At 70.6% G+C, this 25,468-nt stretch carries 28 protein-coding genes and 1 pseudogene; 5 read left to right on the top strand and 24 right to left on the bottom strand.

The features are described from left to right. Window positions 1–168: 168 nt before the first annotated feature. The 17 genes from ACFVYI_RS23690 to ACFVYI_RS23770 all read right to left on the bottom strand — a co-directional run bounded on the left by ACFVYI_RS23690 (window position 169) and on the right by ACFVYI_RS23770 (window position 14,827). Complete coding sequence (locus ACFVYI_RS23690) at window positions 169–774, bottom strand: DUF6349 family protein (protein WP_387888806.1); 606 nt, start codon at window positions 772–774, stop codon at window positions 169–171. Beyond that, window positions 771–1,172, bottom strand: a complete 402-nt coding sequence (locus ACFVYI_RS23695) for a DUF6181 family protein (protein WP_387888808.1) — start codon at window positions 1,170–1,172, stop codon at window positions 771–773. The genes ACFVYI_RS23690 and ACFVYI_RS23695 overlap by 4 nt, the downstream gene beginning before the upstream one ends. Window positions 1,173–1,214: 42 nt before the next feature. Then, window positions 1,215–1,643 carry a DUF6197 family protein gene (locus ACFVYI_RS23700; RefSeq protein WP_387888811.1) on the bottom strand — a complete coding sequence of 143 codons (429 nt, stop codon included), beginning with the start codon at window positions 1,641–1,643 and terminating at the stop codon, window positions 1,215–1,217. A gap of 58 nt (window positions 1,644–1,701) precedes the next feature. Further along, the gene (locus ACFVYI_RS23705; RefSeq protein ID WP_387888813.1) at window positions 1,702–2,298 is read right to left on the bottom strand and encodes a hypothetical protein; all 597 of its coding nucleotides are present in this window, start codon (window positions 2,296–2,298) and stop codon (window positions 1,702–1,704) included. Between the two features lie 72 nt (window positions 2,299–2,370). Next, window positions 2,371–3,384 carry a DUF3560 domain-containing protein gene (locus ACFVYI_RS23710; RefSeq protein WP_387888814.1) on the bottom strand — a complete coding sequence of 338 codons (1,014 nt, stop codon included), beginning with the start codon at window positions 3,382–3,384 and terminating at the stop codon, window positions 2,371–2,373. Between the two features lie 330 nt (window positions 3,385–3,714). Next, window positions 3,715–4,113, bottom strand: coding sequence for a DUF6409 family protein (locus tag ACFVYI_RS23715; protein ID WP_387888815.1), 399 nt, complete (start codon window positions 4,111–4,113; stop codon window positions 3,715–3,717). Between the two features lie 121 nt (window positions 4,114–4,234). Beyond that, window positions 4,235–5,098, bottom strand: a complete 864-nt coding sequence (locus ACFVYI_RS23720; protein WP_387888817.1) for a hypothetical protein — start codon at window positions 5,096–5,098, stop codon at window positions 4,235–4,237. Window positions 5,099–5,223: 125 nt separating this feature from the next. After that, window positions 5,224–5,583, bottom strand: a complete 360-nt coding sequence (locus ACFVYI_RS23725) for a hypothetical protein (protein WP_387888820.1) — start codon at window positions 5,581–5,583, stop codon at window positions 5,224–5,226. A 67-nt stretch (window positions 5,584–5,650) separates the two neighbouring features. After that, complete coding sequence (locus ACFVYI_RS23730; protein ID WP_387888823.1) at window positions 5,651–6,283, bottom strand: hypothetical protein; 633 nt, start codon at window positions 6,281–6,283, stop codon at window positions 5,651–5,653. 455 nt (window positions 6,284–6,738) lie between these two features. After that, complete coding sequence (locus ACFVYI_RS23735; protein WP_387888826.1) at window positions 6,739–7,884, bottom strand: hypothetical protein; 1,146 nt, start codon at window positions 7,882–7,884, stop codon at window positions 6,739–6,741. A gap of 370 nt (window positions 7,885–8,254) precedes the next feature. Further along, entirely contained in the window at window positions 8,255–9,472 is a 1,218-nt protein-coding gene (locus tag ACFVYI_RS23740; protein ID WP_387888828.1) for a hypothetical protein, read from the bottom strand. Window positions 9,473–9,610: 138 nt separating this feature from the next. Further along, a complete protein-coding gene (locus tag ACFVYI_RS23745) occupies window positions 9,611–10,033 on the bottom strand; it encodes a hypothetical protein (RefSeq protein ID WP_387888830.1) in 423 nt (140 codons plus the stop codon). Window positions 10,034–10,105: 72 nt separating this feature from the next. After that, window positions 10,106–12,034, bottom strand: a complete 1,929-nt coding sequence (locus ACFVYI_RS23750) for a ParB N-terminal domain-containing protein (RefSeq protein ID WP_387888831.1) — start codon at window positions 12,032–12,034, stop codon at window positions 10,106–10,108. A gap of 99 nt (window positions 12,035–12,133) precedes the next feature. Then, on the bottom strand, window positions 12,134–12,595 hold the full coding sequence (locus tag ACFVYI_RS23755; RefSeq protein ID WP_387888834.1) for a DUF6197 family protein: 462 nt from the start codon (window positions 12,593–12,595) through the stop codon (window positions 12,134–12,136). 17 nt (window positions 12,596–12,612) lie between these two features. Continuing rightward, window positions 12,613–12,849 (bottom strand): hypothetical protein, encoded by a 237-nt coding sequence (locus tag ACFVYI_RS23760; protein ID WP_387888835.1) that lies wholly within the window; start codon window positions 12,847–12,849, stop codon window positions 12,613–12,615. A 76-nt stretch (window positions 12,850–12,925) separates the two neighbouring features. Continuing rightward, entirely contained in the window at window positions 12,926–13,672 is a 747-nt protein-coding gene (locus ACFVYI_RS23765; RefSeq protein WP_387888838.1) for a DUF2786 domain-containing protein, read from the bottom strand. 471 nt (window positions 13,673–14,143) lie between these two features. Beyond that, the gene (locus ACFVYI_RS23770; protein ID WP_387888841.1) at window positions 14,144–14,827 is read right to left on the bottom strand and encodes an HNH endonuclease; all 684 of its coding nucleotides are present in this window, start codon (window positions 14,825–14,827) and stop codon (window positions 14,144–14,146) included. Between the two features lie 383 nt (window positions 14,828–15,210). On the opposite strand from ACFVYI_RS23770, the gene ACFVYI_RS23775 reads away from it, so the two are divergent. After that, entirely contained in the window at window positions 15,211–15,576 is a 366-nt protein-coding gene (locus ACFVYI_RS23775; RefSeq protein ID WP_387888843.1) for a hypothetical protein, read from the top strand. 103 nt (window positions 15,577–15,679) lie between these two features. Then, window positions 15,680–16,198, top strand: a complete 519-nt coding sequence (locus tag ACFVYI_RS23780; RefSeq protein ID WP_387888844.1) for a hypothetical protein — start codon at window positions 15,680–15,682, stop codon at window positions 16,196–16,198. 254 nt (window positions 16,199–16,452) lie between these two features. Here ACFVYI_RS23780 and ACFVYI_RS23785 read toward each other — a convergent pair whose 3' ends face one another. Further along, entirely contained in the window at window positions 16,453–18,243 is a 1,791-nt protein-coding gene (locus ACFVYI_RS23785) for a hypothetical protein (protein WP_387888846.1), read from the bottom strand. 245 nt (window positions 18,244–18,488) lie between these two features. Between ACFVYI_RS23785 and ACFVYI_RS23790 the strand changes: the two genes are divergently transcribed. Beyond that, a complete protein-coding gene (locus tag ACFVYI_RS23790) occupies window positions 18,489–18,845 on the top strand; it encodes a hypothetical protein (RefSeq protein ID WP_387888848.1) in 357 nt (118 codons plus the stop codon). A 346-nt stretch (window positions 18,846–19,191) separates the two neighbouring features. Here ACFVYI_RS23790 and ACFVYI_RS23795 read toward each other — a convergent pair. The 3 genes and pseudogenes from ACFVYI_RS23795 to mca all read right to left on the bottom strand — a co-directional run. After that, a pseudogene (locus ACFVYI_RS23795) lies at window positions 19,192–19,350 on the bottom strand (DUF255 domain-containing protein); the annotation flags it as partial. Between the two features lie 42 nt (window positions 19,351–19,392). Then, a complete protein-coding gene (locus tag ACFVYI_RS23800; RefSeq protein ID WP_329489368.1) occupies window positions 19,393–19,584 on the bottom strand; it encodes a hypothetical protein in 192 nt (63 codons plus the stop codon). 49 nt (window positions 19,585–19,633) lie between these two features. Beyond that, a complete protein-coding gene (gene mca / locus ACFVYI_RS23805; RefSeq protein WP_387888852.1) occupies window positions 19,634–20,539 on the bottom strand; it encodes a mycothiol conjugate amidase Mca in 906 nt (301 codons plus the stop codon). Between the two features lie 271 nt (window positions 20,540–20,810). On the opposite strand from mca, the gene ACFVYI_RS23810 reads away from it, so the two are divergent. Together ACFVYI_RS23810 and greA are read left to right on the top strand one after the other, a co-directional pair. Continuing rightward, entirely contained in the window at window positions 20,811–21,224 is a 414-nt protein-coding gene (locus tag ACFVYI_RS23810; RefSeq protein ID WP_387888854.1) for a DUF4307 domain-containing protein, read from the top strand. A 287-nt stretch (window positions 21,225–21,511) separates the two neighbouring features. Then, a complete protein-coding gene (greA, locus tag ACFVYI_RS23815; protein WP_387888857.1) occupies window positions 21,512–22,012 on the top strand; it encodes a transcription elongation factor GreA in 501 nt (166 codons plus the stop codon). A gap of 83 nt (window positions 22,013–22,095) precedes the next feature. Here the strand turns inward: greA and ACFVYI_RS23820 are convergent, their stop codons facing one another. The 3 genes from ACFVYI_RS23820 to ilvA form a co-directional block, all read right to left on the bottom strand. Then, a complete protein-coding gene (locus tag ACFVYI_RS23820) occupies window positions 22,096–22,953 on the bottom strand; it encodes an ABC transporter permease (RefSeq protein WP_387888858.1) in 858 nt (285 codons plus the stop codon). Continuing rightward, complete coding sequence (locus tag ACFVYI_RS23825; RefSeq protein ID WP_387888861.1) at window positions 22,953–24,023, bottom strand: ATP-binding cassette domain-containing protein; 1,071 nt, start codon at window positions 24,021–24,023, stop codon at window positions 22,953–22,955. The genes ACFVYI_RS23820 and ACFVYI_RS23825 overlap by 1 nt, the downstream gene beginning before the upstream one ends. A 179-nt stretch (window positions 24,024–24,202) precedes the next feature. Further along, a complete protein-coding gene (ilvA, locus tag ACFVYI_RS23830) occupies window positions 24,203–25,414 on the bottom strand; it encodes a threonine ammonia-lyase (protein ID WP_387888863.1) in 1,212 nt (403 codons plus the stop codon). Window positions 25,415–25,468 lie beyond the last annotated feature (54 nt).

Below are 25,468 nucleotides of genomic sequence, written 5' to 3' on the forward strand. Positions count from 1 at the left end.
CGGCCAGCACCGTGTTGCCCATGTGTGCTGGCCGTCTTTTGCTGTCTTGGTGGTTCGGGCGCCGGTTCGGCACCCGCCGGGACGAAGGTTGCCCACTCCGCCGACGGCGGAGTAATTGAACCATCTTTGAGCCGGGCGGCGGGGCTCTGGCGCGGAGTGCGGCGGCCATCAGAACAGGGCGTCCTGGTCGGCGGTGCCGGGGCGCGGAGCGGCGGGCGGCCGGGGGACGCGCAGTTCGTAGCGGGGGCGTCCGCGGTGCGGGGGTGCGTGCTCCTCACGGTGGTGACGGCTCCACGCCACCAGCGGGGCACCCCGCTCCAGCCACCCGGGCGGGTAGCGGGAGGTCAGCTGTGCCCACCGTGCCCGGTCGCGCGGGAGTGCCCACCGGTCCGTGGTGGTGGTGAGGGGCGGCAGCTCGCGCCACCCGGGGAAGGCGTGGTCGTGCGCCTCCTCCACGGCCGGGTTGTCGCCGTCGCCGTACCCCTCGCCCTGGTGAACGGGGCCCTCCCATCCGCAAGCCAGGCACCCGCCCCGGAACTCCTCCGTCTCCCGGCGGCCGGTCCGTCGGCTGCGGGTGAGCAGGGTCGGGGTGTGGTGCTCGGGCGGGTCGGGTTCGTGCCCGAGGTCGCTGTAGTCGCCGCCGGGGTGGCCGGGGCGGATGTGCCACGTCTGGGGGGCGCTGGTGGTGAGGTCGAGGGTTCGTCCGTTGCGGAGCCGCCAGTAGTGCGTGTGCCGTGTCCGGGCCCCGGCCGGCTCGGTGACGGTCGCGGTCACGGCCGACCGTCCGGGGTGGCGGCGAGCACTTCGCGCAGGGGGTCGGCGAGTACGGCCTGCTCTGCCGGGGAGCCCTGGAAGCGCTGTCCGTAGGCACGGCGGATCGCCCGGCGGGCGTCCTGGTGGCGGCTGCGGCCGGGGTCGTACGGCGACCGGTCGAGTACCTCGTAGCCGTACCGGGTGAGCACGTCGGCGATGAGCGCGCGGACCTGTACGGGGTCGAGGGTATGGAGGGCGGTCTCCGCCGGGGCCGCGAGGAGTACGCGGATCAGGTCGGTCGCGCTGAGCCGGGGTTGGAGGGGTATCCCGATTCGGTGGACGCCGTCCTTGCTCGGGGTGGCGGCTCCTCGTCGGCCGGGGGCCCCGGTGGTGCTGCGGAGTGTGGTCGTCTGGTCCATCGTGCTGGCTCTCGAAGTGTCGGGGTGGCGGGGCAGACCCGGTCAGAACAGGGTGCGGTCGGCGCGGACGGCGGCTTCGCGGAAGGCGCGGGCGGCGTCGGCGGCGGTGCGGCCGGGCTCGGCGCTCCACCGGTCGATGACGTCCCGGTGCTGGTCCTTCGCGGCAGCGGGGTCGGCGGCTTCCGCGGGACGCCCGGTGAGGGTTTCGGCGAGCAGGGCGAACGCCTCGTCACGGGCCCCGTGGATGCGGGCCCAGTCGTAGGTGCGGCCGGCGGCTCCACGTCCTTCTCCGGCGGCGACTTCGAGGGCGCCGCGCGGCCAGCACGGCAGGAGGGCGGTACGGCCGGGGCCGGCGAACAGGCGCGGGCCCTGGTGGATGCCGACGTGCTCGATGTGGTGCGCGGCCCACTCCAGGATGGCGGCCGGGTTGTCGGCGATGACGATGCTCTCGGGGGTGTAGCGGATCAGCATGGTGGTGTCCGTCTCGGTGGTGCCCGGGGGCGGCGGCGCCGCCCCCGGGTTGGTCGGTCTACTGCTGGTAGGCGGGGATCAGTTCGCGGACGCGGTCCGGGCCGACGCATCCGCCCTCGTGGCGGTGAAGGCTCGGCAGGCCGCCGTTCCTCCCGCGCAGGTGCGACCAGAACTTCGGGCCGATCCACCCGCACAACTCGCAGAGCAGGACCCAGTGGTTGTCACTGCCGGGGAACCCGGTGAGGACCGCCCGCCACCGGAGGTTCGCGAGTCCGGCGAACGCGGTCGCGGCGCTCTCGGTGTTGCGGTCGTTGACGGGCATCCGCAGGTGCAGCAACGGCACGGGGCCGGCCAGCGGCTGGGGTTCTTCGGCGCGGATCTGGCCCAGGGGGACGGCGGTGATCCGACCGGCGGCGTACTCCTGCGTGAGGTGGACGGCCGCCTTCTCGATGCCGGGGACGCCGACCTTCGGGCGGCCGATGTTGCGCTCCCCCGCGCTGGTCACGACCCACCAGTCCCGGTGCCACCGGTAGGCGCGGCCGATCACCAGGTCCGGCCCGATGATCACGGGGTACCGGGATTCGAGGTCGGGGGTGCCGATGCGGAAGGGCATGGCGGTGAGGACGACGGTTCGTTCGAGGTTCTGGGTGGTCATGGTGGGGCCCTGTTCTGGTGAGAGAGGGGGCCCGCCCCGGGGCGCTTGGCCGCCGGGGCGGGCGCGGCGGTCCTACGCGGCCTGGGCCGGTGCGGCGGGCTGCATCTCGTCGGCGCTCTTGCGGCCCGCGACGTCGTCGTAGGGGGCGGTGGAGGTCCAGCCGTCGTATCCGTCGTCGGTGGCGCGGACGATGGTCTTGCCGGTGCCGTTGAAGATGTGCGGGATGGTGAGCGACTTCGGGTTGACGCGCAGGACCTCGTACCAGGTGCCTCGGTGGAGCGCGAAGTCACCGCGCTTGAAGTCGGCCTTCGTCCAGACCTTGAGGCCCTTGGCCTCGGCGTCCTTGATGACCTGCTCCCAGAGCTCGATCTCCTCGGTCAGCTCCTCGTGCCGGATGGTCAGCTCCGGGTCGTCGGGGTTGCGGGAGTACCCCTTCGCCGACTCTCCGCGCTGCCATTTCTCGACCGCGCGTAGGTCGGCCCGCAGCTTGTCCAGGCGCCGGAGGGTGCGGCCGGGGTCCTTGCGGAACCGCTCGTAGTTGGCGGCGGCCTTCTGCCGGTCGGCCCAGTGCTGGGCGCGGTCGCCTTCGCTGATGCTCTTGCGCATCGAGGTGTCCATGCGCTCGCGGTCGCGGCGGGCGCGGCCCTCCGAGTGGTGGCCGACAAGGATCGGCTGGCCGAACTCGAACCGCTCCGATATCGCGTGGGCGGACTTCCACGCGGCCGTGGAGTTACGGGCGGCGTTGTCGGCGTACCCGCCGAAGCGGTCGGCGCGGTCGGCGGCTCGCTCCTCCCGGTCCTGCTCGGCCTCGGCGAAGCTGCGGCGGTCGGCGTTGTCGACGGTCAGGGTGGCGTCGAGGCCGGCGTCCCGCAGCCGCTGGGCGAGGAGTTCGAGGTTGGGGGTGTAAGCGGCGTGGTCGCGGCTGTGCGGGAGGTACCAGCAGTCGAGGTTCCTGCTCCAGCGGAAGCCCTGGCGCAGGGTGCGGCCGTACTCGCGGAGTTTCAGGATCTCGGCCGATCCGTCGCCCCGGGCGCTGCCGGTGATGAGGGTGCCTTCGCGGCGGGTGTGGGTGATCTCGATGGTCATTGAACTGGTGGTTTCTGGTGAGAGTTTTTGGCCGCCCGGAGGGCGGACGGGGTGCTGGAAGCGGTGAGCACCACCGGGGGCGGGCCGTGAGGGACGAGCGGTCCGCTGCCGTCGCGCCCCGCGCGACGGCAGGGGCTGCCGCGCCCCCGCGGGGCGCGTCCTTCGCGGTCCGGTGCCCGCCGTCGGTCGGCGGAGCCGCTAGGCGGAGTCGGCCGGCGGCGGTGAACGCACCGGACCGTGCCTGCTGCCGCCCCGAAGGGGTGTCCGCTCGGGTGTTGGGGCCCGCCGGTCCGGAGGTGTTGCCCTCCCCCGGACCGGCGGGGCCTGCGGTCAGCTCTGGCGGGTGGCCGGGGCGGCTTCGATCCGCTCGCGGACCGCGCGGTTCACGGCGGCGATGAGGTCGTGCCCGTCGCCGTAGGCGAACCGGCCCAGCGGCAAGCTGGTGGCGATGTCGCAGAACGCGCCCGGGTCCATGGTGGTCAGCGTGTCGTCAAGCGGCGTCAGCTCGTGGGGGAACATCGCCTGGACGCTGTCCCCGGGCTTCGGGACACCGGTGGTGAAGTACCAGACGATGACCATGTTGGCCTTGTCGGCGAACTCGGGGCCGCCGAACGGACCGACGACGATGGCCGGGCGGGTGTCGAGCTGGCGGCCCCGGAACCAGGGTCCGGCGGTCACGAGAGTGGCGGTGGGGAAGTCCTGGACGGTGGGGGCCTGGGTGGTGAGCATGTCGTGTCCTGTCTGGTGGGAGGTTCCGCCGGGGCCGGTCGGCCCCGGCGGCGGGTGTCGGTCGGGGGTGTTGCCCTCCCCCTTCCGACATCATTAATTAAACCATGTTTCTAGGTCTGGGTCAACCGGCTGCGGTGAGTTCGCGGCGGCGCTCGGCGGCGGCGGTGACGGCCTGCGCGATGGCGCGGCCGGTCTCAACGGCGCGGACAGCGGACTCGTGCACGGGGGGCTTCTTGTCCTGGGTGATGATGCCCGCGAGCGGGGGCATGACGGCCGGGCCGGGGGTGATCTTGAGGATCAGGGCGGCGACGTGGGCGGCTGAGGCGACCTCGGCGAGATGCTGGCCGGGGAGCGAGGCGTCCGCCTCGGTGATGCGCCGCCATGCGTGGCCGTACAGCAGGATGCGGGCGGCGGCGTCGGGGGTCTCGCGGGTGAAGTCGAACCCTCCGGCCTGCTCGGGGTCCTCGTGGTACCAGTCGCGGTACTGGGTGAGCAGGATGTCCCGGACGGCCTCGGCGGCGAGCACGGCGGCGGCGGGCTCCTCGTAGGCGTCACCGTCGGTCTGGCTGATGTCGAACACCGGCCCAGCCTTGAAGCCGGAGACCCTGCGGCCCTCCCCCTGCGCGGCAGCGTCGGCAGCGGCTTCCCGGGGCCCGGCCTCGGCGGCCTGGGCGTCGTCGGTCCGCCGCCGGATCGGGGTCCAGATGCGGAGGGAGGTGGAGCCCTTGACCGGGAAGCGTCCGGCCTTGCGCCAGTCGCCGGAGCTGAGGACGCGGGTCGCGTTGGGGTGCTGGGCGGCGATGGCGATGCAGTTGACGGGGCTGCGGTCGGCCAGGGTCGCGGCGGTGCGCATGACGGCGGCCCAGAATCCTTCGTCGGCGACCATCGCGCCGTACGCGCGGTCCATCACGCCTTCGAGCTCACCGCGCATCTGGGCACTGTAGGCGCGGCGCTCATCGTCGGTCATCTTCGGCTTGCTGGGCATTCCCTGGTCTCCCTGGTGAGAAATTTCGGCCCCCGGCCGGCTGGCCGGTGGTGTCGGTCGGGGGTGTTGCCCTCCCCCTTCCGACATCACTAATTAAACCATGTTCTGAGGTGTTCGGCAAGCCCTCACATCCAGTACAGCCCCTCTTTGTGGCACGCGGCCCGGTATGCCTCTATGACCTCATCCTCAATTTCTGTCCAGTGTTCGAGGATGTCCGGGGCGACTTTCTGCGGGCTGGCTTCGCGCTTGGCCCTGCGCCATTCGATGGCGATTTTGAGCGTGCGGAGCTGGGAGCGGTCGAGGTACAACGGGCCGGAATCGGGGAGTTCTCCGCCGTAGGCCAGCGCTCCGGCATTGTTGATGTGCTCGGTGCCGGACCACACCCTTTGTTCGGGCTGGGCAGCAAGGGCCCTTCTCAGGGTGCATCGCAGATGCGGGGCCTGGACGGTCCATTTCGGGCGGATGGCGAACAGGTCGGCGCTCATTATGGCCTTTCGCTGGGGACGGCGCGCGCGCTCATTCGGGCGCGCGCCGCCGGGGAGACCGGAGGGATTAGAGGGCGAATTCCTCGGGGTGCTGGCCGCGCTCGTCGTCGGGGGTCTGGATGTCGGGCAGGAATCGGCTGACCGCGAATACGACCGCGTCAGCGATGATCATGGGCGCATCCTGGAGAACGACGTTCACCACTCCCCCTTCAAGTCCGATTCGGACCTCTCCGGGCTCAAGGCTCATGTGGATATAGGCGCTCGTCCCGTCGATCCGGGTCCGGGCCCCGGGAAGCCGGGCGGAAATCTCGCGGGCGGCTTCTTCGACGCTTCGGCGCATCGCGGCCTGTTCGCTGTTGTACTCCTTCACGCGCTGGTGAACGGTGCGGTGCGCGGGGATGAGGCCGTCCAAGAGCAGGGCCGCGATCCGCGCGGGGTCTTCGTCCATGGCGATTCGGACGCTGTCGCGCTCGCCCCGGCGGAACGGGTAGTCGGTGGCGGGGAACGCGCCCCGGAGCTGGAGGTGGCCGGGGTCGTCGTAGCGCTCGGAGAGGTGGAGCTGTCGGCCGTCGGGGTGGGTGAGGTTGGCGGCGTGGGCCAGTTCGTGGACGCCGTGGAGTACCTGCTGCGGTCGCCAGTTCCCGCCGAGCGCGAGGGCGATCGAGTGGGCGAGGTCGGCGACGGCGGGTCGCTGGTCCATCTGGGTTCTCCTGGTGAGAGTGGGTGCCGGGGGCCGGTCAGCCCTCCGGAGGCCGGCGGGGTGTTGCCCTCCCCTTCCGACATCACTAATTAAACCATGTTCTAAGGGTCGGGTCAAGCCAGAGAACCGCCCTGACCTGCCCTTTTCCCACCACACCGACCCGCACCCGCCCGGCCGGGCCCGGCCACAACGGGCCCCGGGCGGGGTTCCCTCCTCGGTCGGACAGCTCCTGCCGTTTCAGGGTTCCGGGTGGGGTGCCCAGGCTCGCGCAGCGACCGCGAAGCGGCTTGGCCTGGGCACCCTGCCCGGGTTCCTGGTACGCCCTCCGGGTGGCCGACCGAGGAGGGAGCCCCGCCCCCACAACCCCAACCACCACCAAGCCGCACCCAACCGACCGGCCCCCACCCCCTCCGAGAGAGGACCCGCCGGAGGCAAAGGCAACCACCGCCGGAGCGTCACCACAGGGTGGGTTGGAGTGGGGAGACGAGGATCGGCCGGGCCCCCCGCAGTGCTCGACGGGGCTTGCGTGCAGCAAGTGCTGGAGCTCGCGGGGTCGTGGTTGGGGCGGGTGCCGGCTGTGGCAGAGCAACGGCGGGCAGACTTCCGACGCCGGTCTCCGACGGGTTGGCCGGTCCGGGTTCGATGCGTGCCTGCTGGTCGGGGTGCGCCTGCTGTTCGGCGATGGTGACGGTCTTCCGATACAGCTTCTGCGCGCTGGGGTCGAGCGGGGGCAGGCGGCGGGCGGCGGCCTTCTGGTCGTCACGGCGCTTGTGGCGGCGGCGGACCCGGGCGAACCGCGCTTCGTAGGCTGCTTGGTCGGTGCTGTGGAGTCCGTCCTGGTGGAGCCGGGCGAGTTCCAGCGTGACGTGGCCCATCGGGCTGGGGGTCAGCACACGGGTGCCGTCGCTCTGCTGGGCGGCGGTGAGGAACTTGGCGGCCAGCAGGGCCTGCGTCCTCTCCTGGCTGATCCGGCGCCCGCCGGTCCACTCGCCGTGCCGCGCCGCGAGCCGGGCACGGCCGCCGCGCCAGTACAGGCGGCCGGTCGCGGCGGCCTCCATCACCCGCAGGTGGCCGGTGGTCCAGCCGAGTGCGGCGACGTACTGCTGCGCGAGGTACTGGTTCGAGGCGGCCTGCTCCCGGTTCTGGCGGTCCATGCCGGTCGCGGCCTGCTGTTCCGCTTCGCGCTGGGCCTCCTCCTTGCGGCGGGCGCTCTCCCGTTCGGCCAGTTCCGCGGGGGTGAGGACTCGGTCCAGTTCGGCGCGCAGGCCGGCGGCCGTGGTCTCGACTCCGGCTGCGACTTGGGCGAGCAGGGCGTGGTGGACGGCTTGGCGGGCGCAGTACGCCAGCGCGCTCGTCGGCATCTCGGGGTCGACGGCGTACTTCTCGGCGTGGTCGGCGTGCCGGGCGGCCTCGGTGGCCTCCTGGTGGGCCGCGTGCATGGCCGCCTCCAGGTGCGCGCTCCCGGAGCGGCTTCGGCAGACGGCGGTCATGGCCTCGTCGGCGGCGATGATGGCGAGGAGAGCGGCTTCCCCGGCGACTTGCAGACAGGTCTGCGGTGACGGGTCTCCGAACGGGGCGGCGACGCGCACGGGCTCGGGCATGGGTGGTCCTCGGTGGGTTCGGCGGTGCGGTCGGGGGCGGGCGGCGCCCCCGTCGTCGGGGTGCCGCCTGGTCGCGCGGAGCGCGACGGAGAGTGCTGTCGTGCCCGCAGGGCACGTCCGTTGGCCCGGCGTCCGGGCGGGGCGGGAGGGCCGCCTGCGGCCCGGACGTCCCGGCCGGCTGCGAGCCGGGCCAGGCTGCGCCGTCCCGCAGGGACGCCCTTTCGGTCCGGGCCGTCCGGCGGTCGGCCGCCGGACGGGGTCACCCTGGCGGGCGGTGGGCGAGCGTGGGGGTGGGCGGCTCGATGCCGCCCGGCCCCACGGCCCGGCGGCCGGGGGCGGCCGGGCGGTGGTGTCCGCCCGGCCGGGCCTCCTAGGCGGCGACCGGTTCGCGCTCGGTGACGCGGCACCGGGTGAGCACGGTCTGCGCGGTCTCGCCGTAGGTGCTGTGCTCCTTGACAGTGCCGGTCAGCTCGACCTCGTCGCCCTTGTCCGGGACGGTGGCGGCGGAGGAGAACCAGACGAACACGTTGCCCTCGGCGTCCTGGAACTTGATCAGTCGGCGGCGCTGGGCGTGGTAGCCGTAGTGCCGCTCCTCCAGCTCGATCACGGTGGTGACGGTGGCGGGGACGGTCAGCCGCTCCCCCTTGGTGCCCTGCGGCTTGCTGTTCTGGGCGGCCCGCTCGATGACCGCCTTCTCCTGGTCGCGGTGCCACCCGGCGACAGCGGAGACCAGCGTCGGCAGGTGGCGGGGGGCGACGGTCTCGCCCTTGGCCAGCTGGCCCACCTTGTGGCGGTACTCGGAGAGGCTGCCGTACCCCTGGAGGGCCCACGCGCGGACGGCGGCGGCGGTGCTGGCCGCGTCGGCCTCGGCGTCGATCCCGGCCCGCCACTCCTGCGGGGCCTTGCGGTCGAAGAAATAGGCGTCCACCGAATCGGCGGTCGGCACGCGGTTCTTCCACTGCTCGGAGCGGCTGTAGAAGCGGCCGTCCTGGGTGACGACGGCGGCGGCCACCCGGAGCACCTCGTCCACCGGCACGCGCAGGTCTGCCGGGACGCCGCCCTCGTCGCCGTCCCAATCGGAGTCCTTGATCGACCCGAGACGCCACAGGGCCTCAAGGCCCTTGATCGGCAGGCCGGTGTACGGCTCGACGCACGTGGTGCCCAACTGCTTGATCTCGCCGTTCTCGTGGCGGGCGAGATAGGTGGCGGTGCGGTGCCGGGCGACGGAGCACCCCTGGCAGAACCCCTCGGTGGCACGGTGCTGGCGCGCGGCCTCGGCGTCCCGCTCGGGCAGGCCCGGGAACAGGCTGGTGATCGTCTCGCCCTCCTCGTCGTGGTCCAGGCGGGCGATGACGGTCCAGCCCTGGTGGCGGGGGAGGTCGCCGGAGATGGTCACGGTGACGGTGGGGCGCTTGCCGATCACTCGGCCGTCTACGTCGCGGTAGTCCGCGAGGAACTGCGCGGAGATGTCGAGCGCGTACGGGCTGAGGCGGTGGACAGCGGCGCGGGCGTTGGTGGCCTCAACGAGCTGGCGGACGCGGGACTCGGCGGTCGCGGGGACGGAAAACCGCATGGCTGCGCTGGTCATCGTGGGTGCTCCTGCTGGTGAGAGAGATCGGGCCCCGGCCGGGCGGGTTGCCCTCCGCGTGCGGCCGGGGTCGGGTCGGGGCCGGCTGGCGGCCCGTGGGTCGGAGGGGGTGTTGCCCTCCCCCTCCGACATCATTAATTAAACCATGTTTTGGGGGGTGAGGCAAACATCCTTGCCGGGGATGTCGAGTGCGGCGCGGTCGCGCAGGAAGGCGGCGAACAGGGCGGCGGTGTAGCTGTCGGCGGTGCCGTAGGTGCGGCGGCTGTCCAGGGCCCCGATGCGCTCGCCGTGGTGGCGGACGGGGAACGGCTGGCCAGGCTCGGGGATGACGAGCGCGTACAGTCCGCGCGGGGTGTCCACGCGCAGGACGACGGCGGCGGCCTCGCGGTCGTAGGCGGCCGACCAGCGGGCGGACCCGATGCCGAACTCCGAGAGTCCAGACGCGATGGCGCGGGCCTGCATGAGGTCGGCGGCAACGCTGGTGTTGGGCTCGGCGGGGGCGGCGGCATATCCGCAGCAGTGGTCGTCGGCGTAGGTCTCGGAGAGGGCGGCGCGGGTCACGGTGGGGCTCCTGGAGGGGGTGGCCGGGGGCGGGGCGGGCTCCCGCCCCCGGCGTCGGATCGGCGGGGAGGATCAGGCGGTTTCGGTGTCGGCCGTCGGCTCGGCGTCCGACTCCGTGCCCTCCGGCTCCGTGCCCTCCGGCCCCTCGACCGTCGGCTCCTCGGTCGCCTGCTCGGCGTCCGGCTCGGCCTCGCCCTCCGGGTTCTCGTCGGCCTGCTCCGGCCGGGCGTCGTGGGCGGCCTGTTCGTCCTCGCCTTCACCTTCGACCGGCTCGGCCTCCGACTCCTCGTCACCCTGCTCGTCGCCCTGCTCGTCGTCCGGGTCGCCTCCGCCGAGCAGGGAGGCGTGGGGCTCCTCCTTCGCCCGGTCGTACGGCTTCTCGTCCACCACGGACCGCTCGATGAGCGTCAGCGGGTACCCGAGGGACTCCAGCACCCGGAACCATGCCGCCGTGGGCTTGCGGGTCCACGGGGCGTGCTGGCTGTCGGTCCGCCACGCCGACCGGTTCGCGCACTTCTCGCGGACTGCGGCGATGGCCGCGAATTGGAGCTGGGGGGCCTTCCTGGGGTCCTTGGCGGCGTACTGGGCGAACGCGCTGCGGTCCGTGGCCTGCTGGGCGTTCAGGCCCAGGAAGTCAGCCAGGATCTCGGTGGTGGGCTCCTTGTTCAGGTCGTCGCAGATCCCCCAAGTGCCGCTGAGGAGAGCTTCGTTGACGTGGCCGATCAGCGCGATGGTGCTGGCCTTCGGAAGGTTGCGCGACTTGATCAGGTCCGCGAGCCACTTCCGGCGGATCACCTCGGCGGCGTCCCAGTCGATATTGCCTGCCTTGACGGCGGCGCGGGCGGCGCGCTCGGCCTCGACCTCGGCGGCGGTGGCGGCGTTGCTGGTCCCGCTGCTCTTGGCGCTCTCGGGCGCGATGTGGCCGTACAGGCCGGGGGCGGAGCAGTAGGGCTCGTACCGGTCGCCGCGCCGGTCGTCGAACACCCACACCTGCCCCTTGCACGTGGCGTGCTCCTCGGCCTTGACGCCGTTCAGCTCCGATACGGCCGTGGCTCGCTCGGCCAGCTCCTCGATGTCGCGGATCTTCTGTCCGGCGGCTTCCAGCTCCGCGCGGTGGGCCGCCGCCTTGGCCGCCTTGTCTCGCTTGACCCGCTCGACCTCGATGGCCCACTGGACCTTGGCCTCGTCCGCGCCCTTGGCGGTGGCGGCCTTGGTGATCGCGGCGAGCGCCTCCGGGTTGTCGGCGAACTCGGAGAGGGCGGCCATGTTCTCGAACGTCCACGTGTAGCCGCTCGCGGCGCTGATGGCGGCGTTGAGCGTCTCGTCGTTGCGGACCTTGACGAGAGTGCGCACGTCCTTCTGCCGGACCCCCGCTGCCTTGGCGATGCGGCCGACCTGCGCGCCCGCCTCGGCCGCGCTGAACATGGCCTGGTTCATCTCCCGCGTCGTCAGGCCCTTGCGCTGCTCGGAGGTGGTGATCATGTCGAGGAACTGCCCGGCGGCGTCGCGGTCGTCGTCCTCCCACTCGTACGGCACGTGGGTGAGGCCCGCGTCCGTCGCACCGTAGAACCGGCGGTTCCCGTCGTTGACCTGGAGGACCCCGCCCTCAAGCCGCTGGATCTTGACGGGGATGCGGCAGCCCTCGACGCGGAAGGACTCCACGAACCGCGCGTTGATGTCGAGATCCTCGCGGGCGTTCTCCGGGTGCGGGGTGAGGGCGTCGATCCGGATCACCGGGCGGGGCGTGAACGGCAGCTCCTCCAGCCCTGCGTCGACGGCGGCGGCCAGACGCTGGAACCCGTCGATGATCTGGGGCACCCCGCCGTGGGTGTCCACGATGTACAGCGGCTCCTGGACGCCGTTGGCCTTCACGTCGGCCAGCAGATCGGCCGGGGCCTCGACGGAGCGGACGTTGCCGGAGTGCGCGAGGAGTTCAGCGGTGGTGATGGTCGGCCACGGGGCGGGTGCGGTCTGGACGCCGGCTTCGGTCTTGGTGGTCATCGTCGTACTGCCTTCTGGTGAGAGGTTCCGCCGGGGCCGGTCGGCCCCGGCGGCGGGTGTCGGTCGGGGGTGTTGCCCTCCCCCTTCCGACATCATTAATTAAACCATGTTCTGAAGGGTGGGGCAACCGGGGACGGTGTGATCGGCGTCACTCCGGTAGAGGGCTGCGGTGGAGCGGATCAGGGCGGCGGCCTCGGCGGTGGTCCGCCCGGGGGTATCGGTCCAGCACCACAGCAGGGTGCGCCGGTAGGCGTCTTCGGTGAGCCCCAGCTTGCGCCACCGGACGGGCGACACGGGGCGGCCGTGGGCCTGGTTGCTGAGCACCACCAGGGAGTCGAACAGGGACCGCTGGAAGACCTCCCACACCTCGCCGCGCTGAGACCAGCGGGGCCGGGCGGCGCGCACGCCGCGCCCCCATGCGTGCAGGAGGTTGCACGGGGCGTTGTTGCCCATCCGTCCGGGCTGCCAGAGGTGGTCACCCTGGTAGAGGCCGACGCGCTCGATGTGGTCGGCGGCGGCGGTGAGGATGCGGGCGGGGGTGGCGCGGTGCTTGCGGGTCACGGCTCTCTCCTGGGTGGTCAAGACGCCTTGCTCTCAACGGACTTGGCGGCAATGGCGCAGTCGGTGCAGTGGCAGGGGACGCGCCATTGGTGCCCGGCTGGGCTGGCGCTGGCGAAAGCGCGGGCGGCGCTCTCGCTGATCCGGCCTGTGCCCGGGATCTTCGGGGCGGCGGCGTTCCACGCCTGGGGGACGCTGTAGACCTGGAAGTAGTGGCGGCCGTCCTGGTCGGTCTTGGCGAACCTGATCCAGTCCATGTACACGCGGGGCTCCTCGAAGCGCGCGGAGGTGGGGCCGGGGCGGCGGGCCGCCGCCCCGGCGGGGGTGCGCGGATCAGGCGACGAGCGATCCGGCGGACGCTGCTCCGATGCGGCGGGTTCCGCCGATGTCGGCGCGGTTGCCTGCGGCGATGCCGTCGCCGTACCCGGTGCCACTGAAAGAGCTGCTCTGCTTGCGGACGGTGGGATGGGCTGCCTGGAACGCGGCCCGGACCATGCCGCCTCGGGCTGCCAGCACGAGTTCGCCGCTGCGGCCGGTGGCGGACGTCTCCCCGCTGGCGGCGGCTCGGGCGGCCTCCTCGATGGCCGCGAGCCGCTCGGTGACGCGCACGATGAACCCGAGCTGCCAGGAGTTGCGCCACGCCTTCGGGCTGCGCACGCCGTACGGCACGGCCTGCCGGTTGAGGCCGTTGAGCATCTGGAGCTGGAGCGAGGTGTAGAGGATCTCCGCGCGCTGGACATCGGACTCGTAGCCGACCACGTGGACGCGGCGGGTGCCGTTGCCCTGCTGGCCCATGAGGATGGACTTGCAGCCGACAGCTTCCGCGATGTGGTACATGAGGCGGACGCGGGACATGGACCAGGGGTTTTGGAGGTCGAAGTTCTTGTCCGTGACCCCGTCCCGTGACGGCTGCCCGTCGCTCAGGAGCGCCGAGTCAACGCCGTACTTCGCCATCATCTCCATCGCGCGGGCGCGGTAGAGCTCGGCCTCCGCCTCGGAGGCGGCGGAGTTCTCGGCCTTGGCGAGCAGCGCCTTGATGGTGGCCAGCTTGGGGTTCACGTCCGCCTGGGGGGTCGCCACAGTTCTTCTCCTGGTGAGAGTGGGTGCCGGGGGCCGGTCAGCCCTCCGGAGGCCGGCCGGGGTGTTGCCCTCCCCTTCCGACATCACTAATTAAACCATGTTCTAAGGGTCGGGTCAAGCCAGAGAACCGCCCTGACCTGCCCTTTTCCCACCACACCGACCCGCACCCGCCCGGCCGGGCCCGGCCACAACGGGCCCCGGGCGGGGTTCCCTCCTCGGTCGGACAGCTCCTGCCGTTTCAGGGTTCCGGGTGGGGTGCCCAGGCTCGCGCAGCGACCGCGAAGCGGCTTGGCCTGGGCACCCTGCCCGGGTTCCTGGTACGCCCTCCGGGTGGCCGACCGAGGAGGGAGCCCCGCCCCCACAACCCCAACCACCACCAACCCGCACCCAACCGACCGGCCCCCACCCCCTCCGAGAGAGGACCCGCCGGAGGCACGAGTCCGGCGCAGGAGCTGGTGCTGGCGTCCGTCGTCAGCCGGCGCCGCCGTTGTCCGGGGCGGCTGCATCCTCTGCCCCGGGCGCCGATGCGGGTTCGAAGCCGAAGCCGTTGGGCGTCTCGACCACGTTGTACCGGCCGGGCGCGGGCGGGGGGACGTTGGTGATGCCGCGGGCGAAGTAGTACTCGTCGGGGTTCCCGCCGTAGGAGCCCTGCCGGATCAGCCCGCTGACCGGGTCCGCGGTGGACTGGAAGTAGTGGTCCTTCTTGAAGAAGGGTGCCACCGTGATCGGGTCGCCGTGTCCGTGGAGGGTCGCGAGCTCGTGGTGGGCGCGCTCGACGTCTGTGCGGAACGGCACGGTCGCGTCGGACTGGTTACCTCGGTAGGCCAGGGAGCGCGTGATGAAGAGACGAAGCGCCTCGTGCCCGGTGGGAGTCCGCAGCACCTCGGTACGGGCCTGCTCGACCAGCACGCGCGGGATGAGGTCGCGGTTGTCGAAGATCGGGTGGCAGAACTGACACAGCAGGAGGATGTTGGTCCAGTCGTTGAACACCCGCTCGGCCTCGTCCTTGGTGGCCTGGCCAATCCTCTTCGCCGGCCACGGGCTGATGTGAGCTTGTTCGAGAAGTCCGCTGGCCACGGCCTTCGGCGCCCGACGCAGGACCTGGTGGTGCTCGTGCAGCCAGGCCAGCGTTTCAACGACCTCGGGAGTCGCCAAGTCGCCTAGGTTGGCAATCAGTTCAGCACTCGTCAGATCGAGATGGCTGAGCGCGCATCCCTCGGCCTTGAGAAAGTCCAGGGCCGCTTCGAGAGGCCCCGGGAGGCCAGTCGGCCTCGGCCAGACCCGACCGCCCGAATCCGACGCTTCACGCTCAGTGTCCATCCCTCCATGATGCCCGCCCCCGCTGACACCGCCGCACAAGATCGCCTCGCGCATCCGGGCAGCACCGAAGCCGCCGACTGCGAACGCAGTTGAGGTGTCCGCGGGCTCGTGCTTACGGTGCGCGCGATGAGCACGGATCTGACTGAGATGGGGAACGGGTGAGTACGACTTCGGCGGCAACGGTGAGTGCGGCGGAACTGCGGCGGAGGGTTCGAGCCGTGGAAGAAGTCCAGGCGCGGACACGGGAGTTGGCTGCGTCGAACGTCCTGGCCGCGCGGGAGGCCGCAGTGACGGCGGCGAAGGCGAAGGAGGACGCCGAGATCGCGGCGCGGGAGGCCGCCGCCGCTGTCCTTCGGCTGTTCAACAACGATGCCGAGTTGGTCGCGCAGCTGCTCGGTGTCACGGCGGAGGAGCTGGAACGCGAGGCGAAGCCTGTTACCGCAGCCCGCGCGAAGGAGGTGATCGAGGGGCTGCGCGCCCGTGCCGAGCGCCCGCGCCCCGTCCGCCGCGCCCGGAAGGCCGGCACCGCTGCCACGGCACCTTCTGCCTCCGCTCCGGAGAGCGGCCTGGCCGATGCCGACTGAGAGCGGCGGCCTCGGGCCCGGACTCTTCCCGCGCGCTGCGGTGAAGGGGTCCGGGCCTGCTCGCGTTGACGAGCAGCTCTCCCTCCTCGGTGACCCAACGCCCGTGCGAATAGCGGCCGTTGAGTGGGCCGGCTGGCTGGCCGACGAGTCTGTCCAGGCCCGGTACTGGGCGAAGGTCTACCGGACCCCGTCAACGGGGTGCTGGTTCTTCACCGGTGGGATCTCCAGCACCGGGCACGCCACCTTCCGGGCCACCTCGCGGCCTGGCCGGACTCGGCGCGGCACGGTTCCCGGGCACCTGTACGGGTACCAGCTCGCGCACGGCGTCATCCTGCGGCTGGGATGGGGCACCGACCTGACCGTCTGCCACACCTGCGATAACCACTCCTGCCAGCAGCCGGCGCACCTGCGGCTGGGCACAGCGGCGGAGAACCGGGCGGAGTGGGTGGCCCGGCGGCGTGACCCGGGGAGTCCGCTGGCGGACCTGCGCGGCCCGGCCGGACGCTCCCGTGCGATTGGCGCCGCGATCCGCGCCGGCCTGGCCGGTGGCGAGTCCAAGGTGGAGATCGCTGCCCGGGTCGAAGCGGTGATGGTGGAAGGGCGCCCCCTGAGCCTCTGGTGAACGCCTACCCTCGGGCTCACGGAACCCGAAGTCACCGAGCAGGAGGCGTAAGCAAGTTGGACGGCGTGCGTCGAGATGGCGACCCGCCCACCGATCGCACCCCGGACCGACGCGGCCGACCCTCCGGGGCGGATCTGCCACGACACGCTGACGCTCGCCGAGCAGCTGAGGGCGGTAGCCACCCTCCGGGCCGCCCGCGCTGCTGGCCCGAACCATCAACGCGGCCCTCGAACAGCTCGCCCCGGTAGTGGCGTCTAGATTTGAGAGCGCCCTCGCCAGAAAATAGCATGTTCGCCATGGTCGGCTTCAGCTCGCCCGGCGACATTGCCATGGTCGTCTATTGCGGTCGGAGCGCAGTGATGATGCCGGAGGTATGGGAGGAGAATTGTCTTTCCGTCGGGTCGCCTGACCCACGGTCTCGAAAATCCGGAGTCTCGAAAAGATCCAGCCATCCAACCACCGGGACTGATCGCTCCAGCCACCCACCCCTCGGGGATATGCAATTGATCCCAAGGCTGCCCGGGCCTGCACATAAGTGTCACAGGTTTGCCAGACATATTGGCCGAGGCGAGAACCAGTCCCTCATTGGTGATACCCAAAGGGGATATTCCCTTTTCGGCAGAGCCGCACTCTCGCAGATCTCCCCCTGGAGTGAAGAGAATAGGGCGTTGCAGAAAGGGAACTGCTTCATGGACCCCCAATAGAATGCATCCTTCACTATTGACGCCAATTGCCTCACCCCATTGCGCCGGGAGATCACTAAGGATCACCATGGGGGCATTGGGAGCCCAGACCGCAGGTCGATAGTTCAGCTGACCTCGATTCACCGAATCGATGCAAACCCAGCCGACAATCGAGCCTCGACTGTTGATCGCTCTAACACCACTGTCTCTTCCTCCGGCATCATCCAGCATGGAGATCGTTTGCCCATACAGGCCGAGAGCTCGAAGATATCCAGATGAGTCCGCGACAGTTCCTGCAATGGCTCCTTCGTTATTAATTCCCATACTCAAATCGGTGGTTGAGTAGGGCACCGGCAAAAGCTGGACAGATTCGCCCTCTCGCCATGTCCACAGGCAATAATCGGACGGTTCCGTCGCCCCCGCACCCAGTACGGTTCCGAGCTGGTTCAACGCCCCGGCCCTTGCTGTTTTGAACTGGCCTCCTGCCAACTCTATAAGTTCATAACCAGCCGCTTCTTGAGTATTGACCAGCGATGGAACACATGTAGATGGCTGCCCAAGGGGAGCGGCCGAAGGTCCGACTTGAGCGAAGCTAGCACCTACGAGCTGAGCTCCCTTTGCCCCGAGACCCGCGAGAACCTTCGCCACATCAAGAGACATTCCAAGTGCCAGATTCCTAAACTCAACCTTGCTTCCAGGTGTGAGCTCCTGAAGTCCGCTGCCGTCGCTATTCATGGATACGACAGTACATTCCACACTGATCGTTGAACCTTCTGGGGATCGTGCCGCCGATTCGTTGAGGTCGGCCATGCTATTCCGAATCGCCTGCGGGTTATCCAAGTGGCGTCGAACGAACCGAAGCAGCGCTTTCCTCTCGTAGCGTTGGACTGCCGGTTTCCAGCCAGTCACTACGACCCTCACTTGACCATCAAAATCACGCTTCGATATCGAAAATGTCTGGCCGGGATTGAGACTTTGCAGACCTACCGCGTTCTCAAAATTTGAAACTACCGTCACACTGGCCCGGCCCCTCCTGAATGCAGCAAGGACAAATGTGTGCGGATAAATACGCCCAGTCTTTGTCCCTATTTGACGAATCCAGTCAGATGCCCTTCTTGCCAATTCCTCTGCAATATTCTCAAGCGATGCATCGCCAAGCGGCGATAGCCATTCAATAACCCACTGCGACGTATCCTTATGCCATTCCCCGACGCCGGTATAGGTTAGCATTCCAAAGAAATCGCTATATTGAAGGGTGACGACTTTCATTGAGTGGCTACGCTTACCCCCTGGATAGCTCAGGCAAAAATCGGCAGATTGATAGATCCGATCAGCGGTGAGTACCGTGATGTTGAGAGTCATTGGTCCTCCCGGCAAATGATGATCGGGTATCTGGCGGACACTGAGAGGTAGGAGCCGTTGTGCGATGCTCCCTACACTCCACAGTGACCTACACCGGAGCAGGGCGCGATCACCCGGCATGCCGACTACGGGCGGCCGGCTACTAGGAAGAGGCTGGCTCCCTCCTCTTTCGAGGCCGCTGAGCTGTGTCACACCGTTGCGTTACGGTCGGCAGAGCGATGCTGAGCGTTCCAGAGGAGTCCCCCGTGTCCGAGGCCCACCCCGACCACATCGACCTGCCAGCGCTGTACAACGCCGAGGTCACAGGCTTCCGCGGGCGGTGGGTGCTGAACGTCATCGGTCCGGGCCCCGAAGTCGTGGCCGGACCGGACGACCTCGGCCTGGTGGACACCTTCGTTGAGGCCCACCCGGATGACCCCGGCCGCTACCTGATCGCCCTCGACGGCGAGGTGCCGGTACTCCCCCGGGAGGGCGCGGTGCAGCAGTTGGAGAAGCACGGCTTCCTGGTCGCGGAGGAGGCGCGTGGCGACACCAAGACCGATCACGGCTGGACTCAGGTTGCCACCGCCCTGTGGACCGCTCCGTGCCGCCCCGCCGCTTGAGCGTGACGGACACCCTGCGGGCCGGCTGAGCCGAGCTCGCCTACCCCGTCACCGGTTACGGACAGTGCCGTGGGCGAGGACCGATCGGTCCTCGCCCACGGCACTGTCGTGTGAGCCGCTATCCGCAGCTTCGCGCCTCCCGCCCCTCAGCGGGGCCAGCGGGTGCGCTGTCCTCCAAGCGCTGGCGGATGATGTCGTACTTCTCGGGCCCCCACTCGGGTGAGGCGGCCAGTTCGGCCTCCACCCAAGCCTCTATGTTCTTGTCCAGTTCCTCATCGTACGTGTCCACGCGACTACCCCCTGACAACACCCCAGGTCAGGACTACCTGGTTGTGTTAAGTCATTGGCACCAGTGACAGGCCGCGTACCCCACGGACAGCAGCACCGGCACCCCGCGCCGCTCCGCCTCCGCGAAGGCCTCGGGGCCCCAGGGCCACCAGTCGACCGGGTTCTCGGCATGCTGCTGCAGATACGGCGAGGTCGCGTCCGCGAGACGGTTCGGCATGCCCCCATCCTTGCGCATGAGCGCGCCGACGGGGGCGGAGCCTCACTCCTTCGGAGCCTCCGGCTCCTCGACGAAGTCGACGCGCTTGAACTGCTTGTTCATCGACTTGACCAGGAACCAGGTGGCCACGCCGAGGGCGGCGAAGACGACGAAGCCCAGCAGTCCGGGGGTCACCTTGGTCTCGTCGAGGGCGAGCTCGGCGGCGAGGTGGGTGAGGTTCACGGGGGCACTCATATCTCTATGGTGGCCCGGCTCACGGGGAGCCGGGCCATCGGGGGGTGGTTCAGTCGCGCGTGTCGGCGGCTTCCGCCGCCAGCGTGGGGGTGCGCAGACCGGCGAACAGGTCGTCCTCCGGCAGGTCGACGTCGATCAGGGTCCGGGCCAGCTCGTAGTCCTCGGTCGGCCAGACCTCGCGCTGGACCTCCAGCGGGACGCGGAACCACGGCCCGTCCGGGTCGATCTGGGTGGCGTGCGCGATCAGCGCGCGATCCCGGGTCTCGAACCAGTCCTCGCAGCGGACCCGGGTGGTGATCTCGCGCTCCTTGCGGCCGCTCTTCTCCCAGCCCTCGATCCACTCGCCGTACGGCGACTCGTGGCCGTGTTCGGTGAGGTACGCGTGCAGCTCGCGGATCCGGCCCATCGGGAAGCCGTGGTTGTAGTAGAGCTTCAGCGGCTGCCAGGGCTCGCCGGCGTCCGGGTAGGCGTCCGGGTCACCGGCGGCGTCGAAGGCCAGCATGGTGATCTTGTGGGTCATGATGTGGTCCGGGTGCGGGTACCCGCCGTTCTCATCGTAGGTCGTGATGACCTGCGGCTTGAACTCGCGGATCAGTCGGACCAGCGGCTCCGCCGCCGCCTCGACCTCCTGCAGGCCGAAGCAGCCCTCGGGCAGCGGGGGCAGCGGGTCGCCCTCCGGCAGGCCCGAGTCGACGAAGCCCAGCCAGGCCTGCTTGACCCCGAGGATCCGGCGCGCCTCGTCCATCTCCTTGCGCCGGACCTCGTGGATGTTCTCCTCGATCTCCGGCTTGCCCTGCAGCTTCGGATTGAGGACCGACCCGCGTTCCCCCCCGGTGCAGGTGGCCACCAGCACGTCCACCCCCTGATCGACGTACATGGCCATGGTGGCAGCGCCCTTGCTGGACTCGTCGTCCGGGTGGGCGTGCACCGCCATCAGTCGCAACTGCTCAGTCAACGCGTGCGTTCCTTCCACAATGTCTGGGCCTTCCGCGAAGTCCGGTCTGCCCACCGTCCGAGCCGCTCGGTTCGGGCCGCGTCACCGCGGGCCTGCCGCCGAGAGCGCCGCGGCACGACCTCGCCACGCCGCCGGCACGGCGCCGACACGGCCGAGCAGCGCCCCCGCCGGACCGGCCGCGGGCGTGCCCCTCCTATAGTGACGGACTGGAGGAGCGTCGCATTCCCCCGGCACCACCGCGGGGGGTACCTCCCGGAGAGGACTGAGCCCGATGAGCGCAGGCACGACCACCCCGCAGCTGCCCGAGGGGCGCTACGGACGCCGCGGCGACCGCGAGTCCGACCGCCGCCTCAAGGCGGCGGGCGCGGTCTGCGGCGTGCTGGGGCTGGGTCTGGTGGCCTGGCTGGGTGGCTCGTACCTGATCCGCGAGACCACCATCAACGGCAGCGTCCCCTCCTTCCAGGCCGTCTCGGACACCGAGATGCAGCTGCACCTGGCGGTGCGCAAGAGCGACGGCACGGCGGGCAGCTGTACCGTCCGCTCGCAGGGCGAGGACGGCGCGGTGGTCGGGGTGGCCGACTTCCCCGTCCCGGCCTCCGGCGCCGACTACGACGCCGTGGTCAGCCTGCGCACCACCGCCCGCGGCACCACCGCCCAGCTGCTGGGATGCACGCCGGCCGAGTAGGCGCCGGCGATCGCGACCCGCCCGGGCGCATATTCGATCAGAAGAGCGGGAATCCGTCAGGATGTCCCGCACACCGGTCCTGTACACCTCGGCGCAATGCTGCCGTCAATGACGCGCCAACGACCCTCCCGCTTGTCGGCGGGAGTTGTTAGGCTCGTGGTTTCGCCCCTTCCGCACCGAGAGGTACGGGAGCGGGCGTTGCTTTGTAGTTACGACCGATATCTCCACCGCCACCCTGCTGACGACTCACACCCTCAGCACAGCCCCAGCACCTACGAGGAGCACCCGTGACCCAGACCAGCGAGAACGTGACCTGGCTCACTCAGTCCGGCTACGACCAGCTCAAGGCCGAGCTGGAGCATCTGAGCGGCCCCTGGCGCATCGAGATCGCCCAGAAGATCGAGGCGGCGCGCGAGGAGGGTGACCTCAAGGAGAACGCCGGCTACCACGCGGCCAAGGAGGAGCAGGGCAAGTACGAGCTGCGGATCCGCCAGCTCACCCAGCTCCTGGAGCGTGCCAAGGTCGGCGAGGCCCCCGCGGACTCCGGTGTGGTGGCCCCCGGCATGGTCGTCACGGTCGCCTTCGACGGCGACGCGGACGACACCATGACCTTCCTCCTGGGCTCGCGCGAGATGGCCGGCAGCGACGAGCTGGACGTGTACTCCCCGCAGTCGCCGCTGGGCCGCGCCATCGACGGCAAGAAGGTCGGCGACGAGGCGACGTACGAGCTGCCGAACGGCAAGGCCGCCTCGGTCACCGTCACCGAGGTCAAGCCGCACAACGGCTGATCCCCCGCACCTGACGCCGAGGGCGGCCGTGGACTCCTCCACGGCCGCCCTCGCCGCGTCCCGCGACCGGTCTCCGGCCGGGCTCAGCCCGCGGCCGAGCGGTACTTGCGCACCGACAGCCAGGAGAAGACCGCGGTGATCAGCAGCGACCAGAGCACCGACACCAGCTCCGCGTGCTGCATCGGCCAGGCGCTGTCCACCGGCCCGACCTGGTTGCCGAACAGGTTGCGGCAGGCCTGCACGGTGGCGCTGAAGGGGTTCCAGTAGGCGATCCCCTGCAGCCAGCCCGGCATCGAGCTGATCGGCACGAACGCGTTGGAGATGAAGGTCAGCGGGAAGAGCCAGATCAGCCCGGCCGAGGTGGCCGCCTCGGGACTGCGGACCGAGAGGCCGATCAGCGCGCCGATCCAGGAGAACGCGTAGCCGAGCAGAAGCAGCAGCCCGAACGCGGCGAGCGCCTTCGGCACGCCCTCGTGGATCCGCCAGCCGACCAGCAGCGCCACCACCGCCAGCACGACCAGGGTGAAGGCGGTCTGGCAGAGGTCGGCCAGGGTGCGGCCGACCAGCACCGCCGAGCGGGCCATCGGCAGCGAGCGGAAGCGGTCCACCAGCCCCTTGGTCATGTCCTCCGCGATACCGGCGGAGGCGCCGGCCGTCGCGAAGGTGACGGTCTGGGCGAAGATGCCGGCCATCAGGAACTGGATGTACGAGTCGGAGCTGGCCTGCGTCCCGGGGATCTGGATGGCCCCGCCCATGACGTAGGAGAACAGCAGCACGAACATCACCGGCTGCATCAGCCCGAAGACCACGATCTCGGGGATCCGGGTCATCCGGCGCAGGTTGCGCCTGGCGACCACCCAGGAGTCGTGCAGGGTGGCGGCCGCACCCCGGCGCTGTTTGGGTACCGCCCCGCCGATGGCGTGCTCGGTGGCAGTCGTCATCACCGCTCCTTCCCGGCCGGGACGGCCTGCTGGTCGGGATCCTGGCCGTCCTCGCCGGACCGGTCCCTGCCGTGACCGCCGTGCCCCTTGCCCCGGCCCTTGGCGGCGGCGCGGTTCTCCTCGTCCTCCGCCGCGGTGACGTGGCCGGTGAGCGAGAGGAAGACGTCGTCCAGGGTCGGGCGGCGCAGGCCGATGTCGTCGATCTCGATGGAGCGGGCGTCCAGCTCGCGGATGGCGTCCGCCAGCACCCGGGCACCGCCGCTGACCGGCACGGTGATCCGGCGGGTGTTCTTCTCCACCGCCGGGTCGCCCTTGGCGTACGCGGACAGTGCCTCGACGGCCTCGGCGACGAGGTCGGCGCGGTGCACCACGACCTCGATCCGCTCGCCGCCGATCTGTGCCTTGAGCTCGTCGGCGGAGCCCCGGGCGATCACCCGGCCGTGGTCGACCACGGCGATGTCGTGGGCGAGGCGGTCCGCCTCCTCCAGGTACTGGGTGGTGAGCAGCAGTGTGGTGCCCTGCTCGACGAGGGTCTCGATGACCTCCCAGAGGGCGAGCCGGTTGCGCGGGTCGAGGCCGGTGGTCGGCTCGTCCAGGAACATCACCGGCGGCCGGACGACCAGCGCGGCCGCAAGGTCGAGCCGGCGCCGCATGCCGCCGGAGTAGGTCTTGGCGGTGCGGTCCTTGGCCTCGGAGAGGCTGAACCACTCCAGCAGCTCCAGCGCCCGGGCCTTCGCCTCCCGGCCGGTCATCTGGTACAGCTCGCCGACCATCTGCAGGTTCTCGAACCCGGTGAGGTACTCGTCGACCGCGGCGTACTGACCGGAGAGGCCGATCAGGCTGCGGACCTTGTTGGGGTGCCTGAGGACGTCGACCCCGGCGACCACCGCACGGCCGGAATCGGGGCGGAGCAGGGTGGTGAGGACGCGCACGGTGGTGGTCTTGCCGGCTCCGTTCGGGCCGAGCAGCCCCAGCACCGTGCCCTCGGGGACGTCGAGGCTGACGCCGTCCAGGGCTCGTACGTCACCGAAGGTCTTCACCAGGTTCTCGGCTTGGATGGCTGGCGCCATGGCCTGCCTCATCTCCTCGGACGATAGGGGCGCTATCGATTGAGCGAATTCCAGTGGTCTGTCCCACTTTGCCCCGAATGCGGGCAGGCGGGCGACTCGGTTTTCGCTCCGAGGGGGCCGAAGGTGCCGGAAGTGCGCCGGCGCCGAATGCTCGGCCCTCAGCGCTCAGCACTCAGCACTCAGTGCGAGACGACGTACCCGGCCTCCCGCAGCTCGCCGAGCACCGCCGCGCAGTGCTCCGGCCCCTTGGTCTCCAGATGGAGGTCCACCTCGACCTCGGTCAGCCCCAGCTGCGGGTCGATCCGCACGTGCGCCACGTCCAGCACGTTCGCGTCCACCCGCGTGAGCACCCCGAGCAGGTCCGCCAGCGCGCCCGGCCGGTCCGCCAGCCGCACCCGCAGCGACAGGTAGCGGCCAGCCGCCGCCAGGCCGTGCCGGAGCACCCGCTGCATCAGCTGCGGGTCGATGTTGCCGCCCGAGAGCACCGCGACCACCGGGCCCTCGAAGGAGCCCGGCTGCTCCAGCAGGGCCGCCACCGGGCTGGCCCCGGCCGGCTCCACCACCAGCTTCAGCCGCTCCAGACCCAGCAGCAGGGCCCGCGAGAGCGAGTCCTCGGAGACCGTCCGCACACCGTCCGCCAGGGCGTTGATCACCTCGAACGGGATGTCCCCGGGCCGGCCGACCATGATCCCGTCCGCCATGGTGGCGTACCGCTCCAGCGTCACCGGCCGCCCGGCCGCCAGCGAGGGCGGGTACGCGGCCGCACCGGCCGCCTGCACCCCGATCACCCGCACGTCCGGGCGGATCGGCTTCACCGCCGCCGCGATCCCGGCCAGCAGCCCGCCGCCGCCCACCCCGACCAGGATGGTCCGCACCTCCGGGCACTGCTCCAGGATCTCCAGGCCGACGGTGGCCTGGCCGGTCACCACGTCCCAGTGGTCGAAGGGGTGGATGAACACCGCGCCGGTCGCCTCCGAGTACCGCTGCGCGGCCCGCAGCGCCTCGTCCACCGTGGCACCGGACAGCCGGACCTCGGCGCCGTACTCGCGGGTCGCCGCGACCTTGGGCAGCGGCGCGGCCACCGGCATGAAGACCGTCGAACGGACCCCGAGCAGCGCGGCCGCCAGCGCCACGCCCTGGGCGTGGTTCCCGGCGCTCGCCGCGACCACCCCGCCGGCCCGCTGCACCGGCGAGAGTCCCGCGATCCGCACGTACGCCCCGCGCACCTTGAACGAGCCGGTGCGCTGGAGGTTCTCGCACTTCAGGTGGACCGGCGCGCCGATCAGCGCGGACAGGTGCCGGCTGCCCTCCATCGGTGTCACCCGGGCGACCCCGGCGAGCATCTTCTGGGCTCCGCGGACATCGTCGATGGTGATCGGCCAGTTGTGCATACCGCCAGCCTAGGCCGTGCGGCACCGCCAACCGGGGACGTCGGTACTGTTCCC

Origin of the sequence: Kitasatospora sp. NPDC058218, from assembly GCF_042882445.1 — a bacterium.
In the GTDB taxonomy this organism is placed as follows: Bacteria; Actinomycetota; Actinomycetes; order Streptomycetales; family Streptomycetaceae; genus Kitasatospora.

Coding starts and splice junctions, on each gene's coding strand:
- ACFVYI_RS23695 (WP_387888808.1), bottom strand. CDS start 1,172: ATGGACCAGACGACCACACTCCGCAGCACCACCGGGGCCCCCGGCCGA.
- ACFVYI_RS23700 (WP_387888811.1), bottom strand. CDS start 1,643: ATGCTGATCCGCTACACCCCCGAGAGCATCGTCATCGCCGACAACCCG.
- ACFVYI_RS23705 (WP_387888813.1), bottom strand. CDS start 2,298: ATGACCACCCAGAACCTCGAACGAACCGTCGTCCTCACCGCCATGCCC.
- ACFVYI_RS23710 (WP_387888814.1), bottom strand. CDS start 3,384: ATGACCATCGAGATCACCCACACCCGCCGCGAAGGCACCCTCATCACC.
- ACFVYI_RS23715 (WP_387888815.1), bottom strand. CDS start 4,113: ATGCTCACCACCCAGGCCCCCACCGTCCAGGACTTCCCCACCGCCACT.
- ACFVYI_RS23720 (WP_387888817.1), bottom strand. CDS start 5,098: ATGCCCAGCAAGCCGAAGATGACCGACGATGAGCGCCGCGCCTACAGT.
- ACFVYI_RS23725 (WP_387888820.1), bottom strand. CDS start 5,583: ATGAGCGCCGACCTGTTCGCCATCCGCCCGAAATGGACCGTCCAGGCC.
- ACFVYI_RS23730 (WP_387888823.1), bottom strand. CDS start 6,283: ATGGACCAGCGACCCGCCGTCGCCGACCTCGCCCACTCGATCGCCCTC.
- ACFVYI_RS23735 (WP_387888826.1), bottom strand. CDS start 7,884: ATGCCCGAGCCCGTGCGCGTCGCCGCCCCGTTCGGAGACCCGTCACCG.
- ACFVYI_RS23740 (WP_387888828.1), bottom strand. CDS start 9,472: ATGACCAGCGCAGCCATGCGGTTTTCCGTCCCCGCGACCGCCGAGTCC.
- ACFVYI_RS23750 (WP_387888831.1), bottom strand. CDS start 12,034: ATGACCACCAAGACCGAAGCCGGCGTCCAGACCGCACCCGCCCCGTGG.
- ACFVYI_RS23760 (WP_387888835.1), bottom strand. CDS start 12,849: ATGGACTGGATCAGGTTCGCCAAGACCGACCAGGACGGCCGCCACTAC.
- ACFVYI_RS23785 (WP_387888846.1), bottom strand. CDS start 18,243: ATGACTCTCAACATCACGGTACTCACCGCTGATCGGATCTATCAATCT.
- ACFVYI_RS23800 (WP_329489368.1), bottom strand. CDS start 19,584: ATGAGTGCCCCCGTGAACCTCACCCACCTCGCCGCCGAGCTCGCCCTC.
- ACFVYI_RS23810 (WP_387888854.1), top strand. CDS start 20,811: ATGAGCGCAGGCACGACCACCCCGCAGCTGCCCGAGGGGCGCTACGGA.
- ACFVYI_RS23820 (WP_387888858.1), bottom strand. CDS start 22,953: ATGACGACTGCCACCGAGCACGCCATCGGCGGGGCGGTACCCAAACAG.
- ACFVYI_RS23825 (WP_387888861.1), bottom strand. CDS start 24,023: ATGGCGCCAGCCATCCAAGCCGAGAACCTGGTGAAGACCTTCGGTGAC.
- ilvA (WP_387888863.1), bottom strand. CDS start 25,414: ATGCACAACTGGCCGATCACCATCGACGATGTCCGCGGAGCCCAGAAG.